The sequence below is a fragment of the Streptomyces sp. NPDC002018 genome (genome assembly GCF_042890865.1).
Classification (GTDB): domain Bacteria; phylum Actinomycetota; class Actinomycetes; order Streptomycetales; family Streptomycetaceae; genus Streptomyces.
Window position 1 is genome coordinate 81993 of the sequence record NZ_JBIASO010000019.1, and the last position, 12883, is coordinate 94875.

Below are 12883 nucleotides of genomic sequence, written 5' to 3' on the forward strand. Positions count from 1 at the left end.
GTTCCGAAACACGCCCTAGTCCGTCCTGAACACCGCGGCGGTCCGCCCCGGCACGGTGAACGTACCCGTGCTCCTCTCGTAGGCCGCTTCCCTGACCGTACGGTCCGCTCCCGCGGCCTGGACCGGGTGCAGGGCGTACGGCCGTCCGGCGAGAGCCGGCACCCGCTGGGTCCTGGTACCCGGTGCCGCGTTGAGGACCACCACCAGATCACCGAGGCGCATGGTGATCGTCCCCGGTGTCTCGTCGGGCCCGGAGAGCGGGAACGACAGCGCGGACTGGACCGCCTCCGTGGAGCTGAGACCGAAGGCCGGCTCGGTGGTGCGGATGCGCAGCAGGTCCCGGTAGGCGGCGGAGGCGCCGTCGATCTCCGCGCAGCCCGGGGTGAGCGCCGGACTGGTCAGCAGCGGCCGGGCGTAGGGCCACTTGGTCTCGTTGTCGGCCGCCGGCGGCAGCCCGCGCCCGAAGCCGTTGCCGTCCCGGCAGTCCCAGTGGATCGCGTTGAACCAGTCCCCGCTGTCGTAGGAGTTGCGGTCGAGGGACTTGGACCGCAGCAGATCCGTACCGGCCTGCGACAGGGACGGGCCCTGCGAGAGCACGGCGGTGGCCAGGGCCAGCACCTGTGCGCGGGAACGGTCCGCGGGTGAGGTCGCGGCGGGCAGTTTGAAGGCGAGGGCGTCGTACAGCGACTCGTTGTCGTGCGCGTCGGCGTAGGCGAGCGCGTCGCCGGGGGCCCGCGCGTAACCGGCCGGCGCGCCGTTGTAGTCGACCTGCTCGCCCGTGACCGTGCGTCCCGAGGTGTCGGTGAAGGAGTATCCGGCCAGATTGCCGGTCAGCCCCACCTTGATCAGGTCCTGGTAGTGCAGCAGCCGGGCCCGCTGCTCGGCCGGGGTGCCGTTGGCGGGCGAGGAGTTGGGATCGGTGTGGAGCCCGGAGGCGAAGCCCTGGACCCCGGGGTCCTCGTCGAAGGGACCTCCGCCGCGCACCGCGTCCCGGGCCCGGTCGGAGAAGGTCGCGATCCCGGTCCCGGCCATATGGCGCTGGGTGGCCTGGACGAAACGGGCGTCGTCGGCGACCTCGCCGAAGTTCCAGCCCTCGCCGTAGAGGACGATCTTCCTGCCGTCGACACCGTCCTTCGCCACGGTCAGCGCGTCCAGCGCCTTCCGCGCGGCGAGGACATTGGCCTTCGGATGGTGGCCCATCAGGTCGAAGCGGAAGCCGTCGACCTTGTACTCCCTGGCCCAGGTGACGACCGAGTCGACGACCAGCTTGCCCATCATGGCGTTCTCGGGGGCGGTGTTGGCGCAGCAGGTGGAGGTGGCGACGGTGCCGTCCGCCAGCAGCCGCTGGTAGTAGCCGGGCACGATCCTGTCGAGGACGGACTTGTCGTCCTGGCCGCTCGCCACGGTGTGGTTGTAGACGACGTCCATCACCGTGCGCAGTCCGGCGCCGTTCAGCGACTGGACCATCCGCCGGAACTCGACCGTGCGGCGGGTCCCCTCCGGATCGGAGGCGTACGAGCCCTCGGGCACGGTGTAGTGCAGCGGGTCGTATCCCCAGTTGTACGCGTCCTTCGCGGCGGCGGCCGTCACACAGGCCTGCTGTTCGGCCGAGTCGGGCGCGTACACCTTCAGATCGCAGGCGGGCGTGGTCTGTCCGGAGGCGCGCTCCGGGACGGTGCCGATGTCGAAGGCCGGCAGGAGATGGACGTACGACGTGCCGGACGCGGCGAGCGCGCGCAGATGCCGCATCCCGTCGGAGCCGCTGTCCGTGAAGGCGAGATAGCGGCCCGGGTGCTTCGAGGTGCGGTCCGCGACCGAGAAGTCACGGATGTGCAGCTCCTGGATCTGCGCGTCGCGCAGCGGGACGGCCGCGGGCTTGCGCAGCGTGGACCATCCCCGGGGCGCCAGCCCGGGATCGGCCAGATCGACGACCAGACTGCGGGCGGAGTCGGTGGTGAGCGCGGTCGAGTACGGGTCGGTGACCTTGTTGGTGACGACCCGCTGGACGCTCGGCGCCCAGACCCGTACGGCATAGCGGTACGGCTTGCCCGTCCAGCTCTTCTGCCCGGTGACCGACCAGACACCGGAGGCGGGGTCGCGCCTCATCGGGACGGTACGGCCGTCGAGTTCGAGAGCGACCCGCTGGGCGGTCGGGGCCCAGACGGAGAGGGTCGGTCTGCCGTGCCGGAACACCGGGCCGAGGGCGGCGCCGGTCGCGCGGGCGCCGTACAGATCGTCGAGGATGCCCTGGATCTGCACGCCGGTCGCCGCGAGCAGCGCGCCGTTCGCGGCCCGCTGGGTGGCGATGAGCTGCCCGGACAGCGACTCCCCGGCCCTGTCCCGGTCACGGCTGTCCACGGTGAAGGCCGGCAGGTCCTTCAGATGCGGGAAGGCGGCCTTCTGGGCGTCGGTCAGGGCCGACGGGGTCAGCCGGAGCCACTGTCCCTCGTCGGACAGCGCGCCGTCCTCGACCGTGATGCCGCCGTCGCGCGCGTACACGAGCTGCTGGCTGGTGGCGGCGGTCGCCCTCACGTCCCAGACGACGGTGTCCGCGTCGATCCACTGCGCCTCGGACCTGGCGAGATCGAGATCCGGGCCCGCGCCGGTCTGCGGCAGGAGGTAGGCGGGCTGCCCGGCAAGCAGCCACACCTCGTGGCCGTAGGTCGCCAGGTCGAGCGACTGGTCGGACGGGAGGTCCTTCTCGTCGCCCTTGTGGAGGATGTAGCTGAGCGAGGTGGCGCCCTCGGCGAGCGGGACCTCGAAGGTCACGCCGTACGCGTCCCGCCGCACCGGCTGGAGCGGCCTGGACCAGTCGGTGGGCGTCGCGGCGCCGGTCCAGGTGTGCAGCCCCCAGCCGTCGTACGCGCCGTCCGCGCGCTGGTAGTGGAGGACGGCCTTGGTCCTGTCCTGCGGCGGGCGGGCGCCGTCGGGCGGGGTGTCCGACTGGCCGTCCTCGCCCTGGGCGATCCACACCTCGCCGGTGCGGGCGAGATCGACGGTGCGCCGCGGTCCTTCGGCCGGGGCGCCGGGCTTCTCCACGGTGTACGGGACGCTCGACGCGCCCTCGGGGACCTTGACCCAGGCGAAGGCGCCGTACGCGTCCCGTCCGGTGAACGGGGCCGTCGTACCGTCGGAGACGAGCTGCCAGCCGTCGTAGTCGCCCGCTGGGCGCTTGTAGTGGACGACCGCGTAGTCACGGTCCACGGCGGTGGGCGGGGCGGGCGGGGGTGTCCGTCCGGCGGTCGACGCGGCGGTCGCGCTCGCGGTGCGGCCCGCGCTGTCGACGACGACGGCCTTGTAGCGCAGGGGGGTGCCGGCGGCCGTGCCGGGGTCGATGTACTGCGTGACCTTGTACGGGGCGTGGTCGGCGGTGCCGAGTGTCCGCCAGGTCCCGTTGCCGGTCTGCGCGGCGAAGACGACCCGGTTGAGGCCGCCGCCGCCGACCTCGGCGGACAGCTCGACGGTGCCGGTGGCGCCGGGCGCCGGGGCCTTCAGGGTGATCACGGGCCGGGTGGCGGGCGCGGCAGGAGGCTCGGCCGCCCTCAGCACCAGCGAGGAGAGCGCGGGCACGGTCACCGTGAGGGTCCCGTCCGCTCCGGCACGTACCGTGCCCGAACCGCCGTACAGCGTACGGAAGCCGGTGCCCGCGGCCGCTCCGGTGGGGATCTCCACGGTCCGGCCGGCGGTGGCGTTGTTCACGGCGACGAGGTACTCGGCGCGTGCCCGGGTGTCCGTGCCGGAACCGGTGCGGGAGTCGGTGCCGGTGCGGGAGTCGGTGCCGGTGCGGGAGTCGGCGGGCGAGGCGGTGCGCGAGAAGGCGTACACGGAGTCCTTCGCGTACCGCTCCGTCTGCACTCCGTCGCGCAGCGCCGGATGCTCCCGGGTGAGCTTCGAGAGCGCGGCGATCGACCGGTACAGCGGGTGCGCGGGATCGTACGCGTCGGAGGCGTGCGTACGGTCCGTGCCCAACTGGTCGTCGTCCAGATAGTCGGCGGTCCGCGAGGCGAAGAGCGTCTGCCGGGCGTCCTTGTCGCCGCCCGCGCCCGTGAAGCCCTGTTCGTCGCCGTAGTAGACGACCGGGTTGCCCCGGGACAGGAACATCAGCTCGTTGGCGAGCCGGGCCCGGCCGAGCAGCTCGCTCTCGCCGGCCCCCGGGTTGTCCTGCCGCAGGAAGGTGCCGATCCGGCCCATGTCGTGGTTGCCGAGGAAGGTCACCTGCTCATAGGCGTTGGCCTTGTCCGTGGTGTACCGGTAGTCGTCGGCGAAGACCGTGGCGAGCCGGCCGGCGGGCGCGCCCCGCGAGGCGTAGGCGCGCGCCGCGTCCTGGAAGGGGAAGTCGAGCGTCGCGTCGAGCCGGCCCCGGGTCACATAGGGCGAGGTGATCGCGGTGTCCGCCGAGTAGACCTCGCCGAACATGAAGAAGTCGTCCCGGCCGCGCTCGGCGGCGTAGGCGTCGAGCGCGGTCGCCCACTGGGTCCAGAAGTCCAGGTCGACGTGTTTGACGGTGTCGACGCGGAAGCCGTCGATGTCGAAGTCGCGGACCCACTTCTCGTAGATCTTCTCCATGCCGTCGACGACCTCGGGACGCTCGGTCCACAGATCGTCCAGCCCGGAGAAGTCGCCGTACTCGCTGCTCTCGCCCGCGAAGGTGGAGTCGCCCCGGTTGTGGTACATGGCGGGGTCGTTGAGCCAGCCGGGGACCTTCTTCTCCCCGGCGCGTACGACGGGCGTGTACGGGAAGGAGTCGGCGTCGGCGCTCGCGCCCGTCCCGGCGCGGTCGTCGAAGGGACGGCCGTCCTTGTCGAGATAGGGATAGGCGCCCTTGGGCCGGTAGCCATAGGCCTTCTCGGCGTAGTCGACGGTGTCGGCGGTGTGGTTGGTGATGACGTCGAAGAAGACCTTCATGCCCTTGTCATGGGCCTTGTCGATCAGCTTCGCCAGTTCGGCGTTGGTGCCGAAGTGCGGGTCGACCTGGGTGAAGTCGGTGATCCAGTAGCCGTGGTAGCCGGCCGAGGCGTCCTCGCCCTCTCCCTGCACCGGCTTGTTCCTGAAGATCGGCGCGAGCCAGATCGCGGTGGTGCCGAGCCCCTTGATGTAGTCGAGCTTCCCGGTCAGGCCCTTGAGGTCGCCGCCCTGGTAGAAGCCCTTGTCGGCGGGGTCGTACCCGGTCTCCAGCCGCGAACCGGTCAGCCCGCCGCGGTCGTTGGCCCGGTCGCCGTTGGCGAAGCGGTCGGGCAGGACGAAGTAGAACTGCTCACGGGTCAGATCGTGGCGTACGGGCTCGGCGGCGAGCCGGGCGTCCGACGGCGGGGCGGGCGGCCCGGCCGAAGCGGCCGGCAGGGCGGGCACCAGCGCCGCGCAGAGGGCGGCGGCGAGAACGGCGGGCACCGTTCTTCGCAGGGGCGGACGTGTCACTCGGGATCTCCTCGGAGGTACGGGTGCGGGGGCGGGGGCAGGGGCGGGTGCGAAGACGGAGGCGGATGCGGCGGGGCGCGGCGCGGGTGCGGGTGCGGACATGGACGCGGATCCCGGGTCGCGCGTCCCCGAGGGCGGGGGGAACGGGCATGCCCCGGTCGCCGGACGGGCCGCGGTGAGCCCGTCCGGCGACTCAGGAGGGAGTACGGCGGCCCGTCCGGCGAGCCAACGGCCCCAACGCGTTCAGGGCCCGAGCCACCGCTGAGCCGGGCTCAGTTGCGCCAGGTGTCGTTCAGTGTGACCCGGCCGGACGGGGGCACCGTCGCCGTGCGGTTGGCGCCGCTCTCCCAGGTGACCGCGCCGCCCGCGTCCTTGCGGATGTACTTGTACTGGAAGGTCGTCCCGGCCGGCAGCGCCACATCGAGCTTCCACACCGGATAGGCCGCCGGGTCGAGCGTGGGCGCGCTGCCGGTGTTCCAGTTGCCCAGCGCCGCCTGGTCGCCGGTGACCTGGATGTTCTGGCCGGGCTGGGTCGTCGCGTTGACGCCGAAGGACGCGCCCGTCGCACCGGGCCCGGGGTTGCCGCCCCCGCCGCTGGGACAGGTGCGGGCGCCGGTGTGCAGCGCGACCGCCGTGTTCGAGCCGAGCGTCGCCGTGAACTGCCCCGAGCCGTTCACCGTGACCGTCCGCCCGCTCTGCACATCGCAGTAGGCCCCGCCCGGCAGCGAGGTCTGGAACGTCCGGGTCAGCGAGGAGCCCTCGTGGTTGATGGCGACATAGCCCGCCGAACCCCGGCCGAACGCGATCTGGTCGCCGCCGTTGTCCCACCAGTCGGTGACGGCCAGGCCGCGCGTGGTGTTGCGGAAGCCGACCATGGACGAGATCTCGCGCCAGGCGTGCTGGCACTTCCAGCCGTCGCTGTAACAGGCGTTGACGGTACCGCCGTTGGGCGGACCCGCGTCATGGTTGCTGAACTCGTACCCGGAGTGCACATCGGGCGAGCCGTACGGCCAGGCCAGCATGAACACATTGGCCAGCGTGTAGTTGGCGCCGTCCTTGTAGCTGAGGGTGTCGCCGCCGCGCTCGGTGTCGTGGTTGTCCACGAAGACCGCCGACCGGCCGGACTCCATATAGCCCCAGCCCTCGCCGTAGTTCTTCAGATAGGCGAGGTTCTCGTTGGTGAAGACCTGCTTGAGGCCGCGCGCGTACCGGAACTCCTGGACGTCACCGTTGCCGAGGTACTCACTCGGCGAGACGGCCTCGCCCGCGCCGTAAATGGCCTCCTGCTTCCAGTAGACGCCCGGATTGCTCAGCCTGCTCCTGATGTTGGCGAGATCGGCGGCGGGCATGTGCTTGGCGGCGTCGATCCGGAAGCCGTCGACACCGAGCGAGAGCAGGTCGTTCAGATACGCGGCGATCCGGCCGCGCACATACTCCTCGCCGGTGTCGAGATCGGCGAGGCCGACGAGTTCGCAGTTCTGGACGTTGCCCCGGTCGCCGTAGTTGCCGCCGATCTGCGACCGGCAGTCGTCCATGTCGGCGCCCGAGTAGATGCCGGGGTAGTGGTACTTGGTGTACGAGGAGCCGCCGGTGCCGGTGCCGTCACCGGCCGCCATGTGGTTGATGACGGTGTCGGCGACGACCTTGACGCCCGCCGCGTGGCAGGTGTTCACCATGTTCGAGAAGGCGGCGCGGTCGCCCAGCCGCCCGGCGATCCTGTAGCTGACGGGCTGGTACGAAGTCCACCACTGGCCGCCCTGGATGTGCTCCTGGGGCGGTGAGACCTGTACATAGCCGTAGCCGGCCGGGCCGAGGGTGTCCGTGCACGCCCTGGCTATGGAGTCGAATTTCCACTCGAACAGGACGGCGGTGACGTCCTTGGAGCCCGGCGGGGCCGCCTGGGCGGTCCCGGCCGGGGTCACGAGGGCGGCGGCGGCGCCGGCCACGAGGGCGAGCGCGGCGGCCAGGGATCTGCGAGCCATGGTTCCTCCTGCACTGGTGGGGGGAGGTGCGGGTGGTGCCCTTACCGATGGGTGCGGGTGGAGCTCTTGCCGGTACGCGCGCGTGGAGCGGGGGACCCGGGCCGGTCCCGGGCGCCCGCCGCGGGGCCCGGCCCGGCGGCCGGGGAGCGCCGCCCGGCGGCGGCGCCCTCCGGCCCGGCCGTGCCCCACGGCGGGAGGTGGCTCACACCGCCCACCACGCCGTCGTGTCCGGGGGCAGCTCGGCCTCGGGACCGTCCACCGTGACGGGGCCGCTGGACAGCAGCAGGGTGCCGCGGACCGGGATCCGTACGGCCGTGTCCGTGGTGTTGACCGTGCAGAGGAAGCCGGGGCGGGCGAAGACCAGGACGCCCTCGGGGGCGTCCAGCCACTCCACCGACGCGCCGCCGCCCAGGCCCGGGTGCTCCTTGCGGACCGTCAGCGCCGCCCGGTACAGCTCCAGCGTGGAGCCGGGGTCGCCGGTCTGGGCCTCGATGCTCAGCGGGCCCCAGCCCTCCGGCTGCGGCAGCCAGCTCCCGCCGGTGCCGAAACCGTACGAACTGCCCTCCCGGGTCCAGGGGATCGGCACCCGGCATCCGTCGCGGAAGCCGTCCTGCCCGTCCGCGCGGAAGTACGAGGGATCCTGCCGCGCCTCGTCGGGCAGATCGGTGACATCGGGCAGCCCGAGTTCCTCGCCCTGGTAGATGTACGCGGAGCCGGGCAGCGCCAGCATCAGCAGACTGGCCGCGCGGGCCCGCCGCAGTCCGAGCGTACGGTCGCCGGGCTCCCGGGTCTGCGTACCGGCTCCTGGCGGGCCCGCGAACCGGGTGGCGTGCCGGGTCACATCGTGGTTGGACAGCACCCAGGTGGTGGGCGCGCCCACCGGCCGCATCGCCGCCAGCGACACATCGATGACCTCGCGCAGCGCGGGCCCGTCCCACGAGGTGCTCAGATACTGGAAGTTGAACGCCTGGTGCAGCTCGTCGGGGCGTACGTAGTTCGCGGTGCGTTCCACCGTGGGGGTCCAGGCCTCCGCGACGGCGATCCGGTCGCCCGGGTACTCGTCGAGGATCCTGCGCCACTGCCGGTAGATCTCGTGCACCCCGTCCTGGTCGAAGAAGGGCATGCCGCCGTCGCTGCTGCCGAGCAGCCTGAGCTGTCCCGCCCCGCCGATGTCCGGCAGTCCGTCCGCCTTCACCAGGCCGTGGGCGACATCCACCCGGAAGCCGTCGACCCCCATGTCCAGCCAGAAGCGCAGGATCGAGCGGAACTCGTCGGCGACGGCCGGATGGTCCCAGTTGAAGTCGGGCTGCTCCGGGGCGAAGAGATGCAGATACCACTCGCCGGGGGTGCCGTCGGGGTCGGTCGTCCTGGTCCAGGCGGGGCCGCCGAAGATGGACTCCCAGTCGTTGGGCGGGAGTTCGCCGTGGGCGCCCTTGCCGGGACGGAAGTGGTAGCGCTCCCGCAGCGCGGAGCCCGGCCCCTCCCGCAGTGCCCGCCTGAACCAGTCGTGCTCCGCCGAGGAGTGGTTGGGCACGAGGTCGACGATGACCCGCAGGTCCAGCTCATGGGCGTCCCTGATCAGCGCGTCCGCGTCGAGCAGGGTGCCGAACATGGGGTCGATGGCGCGGTAGTCGGAGACGTCGTAGCCCGCGTCGGCCTGCGGGGACGCGTAGAAGGGGCTGAGCCAGACGGCGTCGACGCCCAGCTCCCTGAGATACGGCAGCCGGCGGCGTACCCCGTCGAGATCGCCCATTCCGTCGCCGTTGCCGTCGGCGAAGCTGCGTGGGTAGACCTGGTAGATCACCGCGTCCTGCCACCAGCCGTGGCGGTGGCCCGGGGCGTCGTCGGACGTGCCGGTCAGAGGGGCAGCGAGGTGCTGGGTCATGTCATCCCTGGAGTGTCTGGGGGAAGGGAGCGGCGCGCCGGACGTGGTCGGCCGGGCGCCGTCGTCGTCGTTCGAACACGGTGGTACGGCCAAGGGGGGTCAGCCCTTGACGGCACCGGCGGACACGCCGGTGACGAGATGGCGCTGGGCGAAGAGGAAGACGAGCGCGGCGGGGATGGCGATGAGCACGGACGCCGCGGTCATCGGGCCCCACTGGGCGCCGTACTGGTTGACGAACTTCTGGAGGCCGCCGGCGAGCGTGAGGTTCTCGTCGCCGACCATGAAGGCGGAGGCGTAGGCCACTTCGCCCCAGGCCGTGATGAAGGAGTAGAACGCGGTCACCGCGAGCCCCGGCTTGGCGAGCGGCAGGACGAGCCGGAAGAACGTGCCGAACGGGGTCAGTCCGTCGACCTGGCCGGATTCGTCGATCTCCCGGGGGATGGTGTCGAAGAAGCCCTTCATCATCCAGGCGCAGAACGGCACGGCGATGGTGAGATAGGTGATCACCAGACCGGCCGACCGGTTGAGCAGTCCCAGCCCCGACATGATGTTGTAGATCGGCACGATCAGGACGGCGACCGGGAACATCTGGGTGATCAGCAGCGTCCACATCAGCCCGCGCTTGCCGGGGAAGCGGAAGCGGCTGACGGCGTAGCCGGTGGTCGCGGCGGTGAAGACACCGAGCAGGGTGGTGAATCCGGCGATGAGCAGCGAGTTGCCGAACCAGGTGAGGAACGGGGTGTCCCGCAGCAGGCCGGTGTAGTTCTCGAACGTCGTCTCTCTGAAGAAGTCGGTGGTGGTCGCGTAGCTCGCGGGCTTGAGCGAGGTCAGCAGGACCCACAGCACCGGGAAGACGGCGATCACGGACGCGACGGCCAGGGTGGTGTGCAGGGCGACGGAGGCCAGGGGTGAACGCCTGCCCCGGCGCGGGGTGTTGGCGGTGGCCGGGGCGGGGGCGCTGGTGGGGGTGGCGGCCCGGGGGGTTGCGGCGGTGGTCACCACGTATCTCCCTGCGAACGGAGGACTCGCCGGTAGACCGCGGCGAAGGCCATCAGGAGGACGAGGATCAGCACGCCCCAGGTGGAGGACTGCGCGTAGTCGCGCGGGCTGATCTCGAAGGAGAACTTGTACGCCTGGGTGACCAGGATCTGTGTCGCCTCGCCGGGGCCGCCGCGGGTCAGCAGGAAGATCACCGGGAACATGTTGAACGTCCAGATGGTGGAGAGCAGGATCACGGTCGTACTGACCGAGCGCAGCCCCGGCAGGGTGATGTGGCGGAAGCGCTGCCAGGCGTTGGCGCCGTCCATCTCGGCCGCTTCGTACATCTCCCCCGGGATGGACTGGAGTCCGCCGAGCAGCGCGACCATCATGAAGGGCACCCCGAGCCAGATGTTCACGGCGATGACCGAGAACTTGGCCCAGGTCGGGTCGTTGAGCCAGGGCACGGCGTCGATACCGCCGCCGGCCAGCAGCTTGTTGAGGAAGCCCCGGTCCTCGTTGTAGAGGAAGCGCCAGGCGAAGACGGAGACGAAGCCGGGGACGGCCCAGGGCAGGATCAGCAGCATCCGGTAGAAGGAGCGGCCGGCGATCCGGCGGTTGAGGATGTTCGCCAGGGCCAGCCCCAGCCCGAAGGTGAGAGCGACACAGGAGACCGTCCACACCAGCGTCCAGCCCAGCGTGGACAGGAACTGATCGCCCGTCAGCGCGGCGGTGTAGTTGTCGAGTCCGACGAACTCGTAGGTGGCGGGCAGGTGGTTGACGCCGATGCTGCGCTCGACATTGCGCTCGTTGGCGTCGGTGAGCGACAGATGGACACCGCGCACCAGCGGATAGCCGATGATCACGCCGATCACGGCCACCACCGGGGCGACCATGGCCCAGGCGTACCAGTGGGTGGAGAGGCCCCGCCGGATCCGTACGGAGACGGGGGGCGTGGCGGACGGTCCGCGGGAGCCGCGCCGGGGGCCGCGGACGGCCTCGTCCCGCGCGGTCGCGGCGGCGGGGCGGCCGGTGTGGAGCGCCATCAGCCGGCCCGCCTTCCCGCCGGGCCCGCGAGGACCGGCCGGGCGGGGCCCGGGGCGGTCCGCGCGGCCGGGGCGGTGCCCGCCGCGGCCGGTGCGGTGCCCGGTGGCCGGTGCGCGCGCCTCACGGCGCCGTTGTCCTTGCCGTTGTCCTTACGGTCATGACCCGCCATGGCCCCGCCATGGCTCCCTCCGCCGTGCGATGCGCGCATCCCGGCCCCTCCCCTTCCGCCGTCCGCCGTGCTCCGGCCGGTCTACTTCCAGCCCTTGAGCAGTTCGCGGTAGGCGTCGCCGGTGCTGCCGACGCCCTTCTCCGGCGTGGTCTGCCCGGTGAGGACCTTGGTGTACTCGGTCACCAGCGGCGCGAACAGGCTGCCGGTCTCCGGGATCCAGGGGCGCTCGACGGCCTTGTCCACGACGGGCTTGAAGAATCCGACGATCTCGTTGTCCGCGACGCCCGGCATCGCGTAGGCCGAGGTACGGGTCGGGAGCAGGCTCAGCTCCTCGGCGACCTTGGCCTGGCTCTCGGCGGAGGTCATGTACTCGGTGAAGGCGTAGGAGGCGTCGAGGTTCTTGGAGCCCGCGTACACCGCGAGGTTGTGGCCGCCCTGCGGGGAGCCCTGCGCGACGGAGCCGGCCGGTACGGGCGCGATGCCCAGATTGGCCCTGTCCTTGAACTCGGCGCCGCCGTAGGTGTCGGTGACGGCCCAGGGGCCGTTGATCATCATGGCGACCTCGCCGTCCTTGAAGGACGACTGCATGTTCTCCCAGCCGTCGGTGGCGTCGGTCTTGGCCGCCCCCGAGTCGACGAGGTCCTTGACGACGGTCATGGCCCTGACGCCGGCCGCGTCGTCCACGGTGACGGTCTTCGACTCGGCGTCGACCAGATTGCCGCCCTCGCCGTACAGGAACGACAGGAACCAGTAGGCGTCGTCGCCGCGCAGATACAGCCCGGTCTTCCCGGTCCTGTCCTTGACGGTCTTCGACACGGTCTTCAGCTCGGCGATGGTCGTGGGGACCTCCACCCCGGCGGCCTTGAGGATCTTCTTGTTGTAGAAGACGCCCATGGAGTCGATGACCTGCGGCACGGCGAAGGTCTTGCCGTTGTACTTCGTGGAGGCGGCGGCCTGCGCCAGGAAGTCCGTCTCGTCCTTGAGCGCGGGGGTGCCCTCCAGCGGTGCGAGATAGCCGAGATCGGCGAACTCGGGGGTCCAGGCCACCTCGGAGCGGATCACGTCGGGCGCGCCGGAGCCGGACTGCGCCGCGTTCTTGAACTTGTTCTGGGCCTCTCCGAAGGGCACGTTCACATACTTGACGTCGACCTTCGGGTGCTTCTTCTCGAAGTCCTCGGCGAGCTGCTTGAAGACCTTGTCCTCGCTGCCGACGGTGGAGGTGTCCCACCAGGTGACCGTTCCCGAGAGCTCGCCGCCCGCGCTCCTGCCGGTCGGTGACTCGTCGTCACCGCCGCAGGCGGTCGCAGCGAGGGCCAGGGTCGCGGCCAGGGCGGTGGCCGTTATGCCACGTCGCATCCGAACTCCTTCAACTGCCGTACCGCTCCGTCGCGGGCCGGGTCGGACGTG

At 71.3% G+C, this 12883-nt stretch carries 7 protein-coding genes; all 7 read right to left on the reverse strand.

Going from position 1 to position 12883, the window contains the following annotated elements; genetic code table 11:
* Window positions 1-15: 15 nt before the first annotated feature.
* The 7 genes from pulA to ACFYYH_RS26980 all read right to left on the reverse strand — a co-directional run bounded on the left by pulA (window position 16) and on the right by ACFYYH_RS26980 (window position 12832).
* Window positions 16-5415, reverse strand: coding sequence for a pullulanase-type alpha-1,6-glucosidase (pulA, locus tag ACFYYH_RS26950; protein WP_388556003.1), 5400 nt, complete (start codon window positions 5413-5415; stop codon window positions 16-18).
* Window positions 5416-5687: 272 nt separating this feature from the next.
* The gene (locus ACFYYH_RS26955; RefSeq protein WP_388556005.1) at window positions 5688-7397 is read right to left on the reverse strand and encodes a carbohydrate-binding module family 20 domain-containing protein; all 1710 of its coding nucleotides are present in this window, start codon (window positions 7395-7397) and stop codon (window positions 5688-5690) included.
* Window positions 7398-7599: 202 nt separating this feature from the next.
* Complete coding sequence (locus tag ACFYYH_RS26960; protein WP_388556008.1) at window positions 7600-9282, reverse strand: glycoside hydrolase family 13 protein; 1683 nt, start codon at window positions 9280-9282, stop codon at window positions 7600-7602.
* Between the two features lie 99 nt (window positions 9283-9381).
* Window positions 9382-10281 carry a sugar ABC transporter permease gene (locus ACFYYH_RS26965; protein ID WP_388556010.1) on the reverse strand — a complete coding sequence of 300 codons (900 nt, stop codon included), beginning with the start codon at window positions 10279-10281 and terminating at the stop codon, window positions 9382-9384.
* Window positions 10278-11306, reverse strand: a complete 1029-nt coding sequence (locus ACFYYH_RS26970; RefSeq protein WP_388556013.1) for a carbohydrate ABC transporter permease — start codon at window positions 11304-11306, stop codon at window positions 10278-10280. Before ACFYYH_RS26970 ends, ACFYYH_RS26965 begins: the two co-directional genes overlap by 4 nt.
* Window positions 11306-11515 carry a hypothetical protein gene (locus ACFYYH_RS26975; RefSeq protein ID WP_388556016.1) on the reverse strand — a complete coding sequence of 70 codons (210 nt, stop codon included), beginning with the start codon at window positions 11513-11515 and terminating at the stop codon, window positions 11306-11308. The genes ACFYYH_RS26970 and ACFYYH_RS26975 overlap by 1 nt, the downstream gene beginning before the upstream one ends.
* A 42-nt stretch (window positions 11516-11557) precedes the next feature.
* Window positions 11558-12832: an extracellular solute-binding protein gene (locus ACFYYH_RS26980; protein WP_388556019.1), complete on the reverse strand. Its 1275-nt coding sequence runs from the start codon at window positions 12830-12832 to the stop codon at window positions 11558-11560.
* Window positions 12833-12883: the final 51 nt, after the last annotated feature.

What these genes read in the sequence shown, in the direction of transcription:
- ACFYYH_RS26955 (WP_388556005.1), bottom strand. Translation starts at nt 7,397, where the DNA reads ATGGCTCGCAGATCCCTGGCCGCCGCGCTCGCCCTCGTGGCCGGCGCC.
- ACFYYH_RS26960 (WP_388556008.1), bottom strand. Translation starts at nt 9,282, where the DNA reads ATGACCCAGCACCTCGCTGCCCCTCTGACCGGCACGTCCGACGACGCC.
- ACFYYH_RS26970 (WP_388556013.1), bottom strand. Translation starts at nt 11,306, where the DNA reads ATGGCGCTCCACACCGGCCGCCCCGCCGCCGCGACCGCGCGGGACGAG.
- ACFYYH_RS26975 (WP_388556016.1), bottom strand. Translation starts at nt 11,515, where the DNA reads ATGCGCGCATCGCACGGCGGAGGGAGCCATGGCGGGGCCATGGCGGGT.
- ACFYYH_RS26980 (WP_388556019.1), bottom strand. Translation starts at nt 12,832, where the DNA reads ATGCGACGTGGCATAACGGCCACCGCCCTGGCCGCGACCCTGGCCCTC.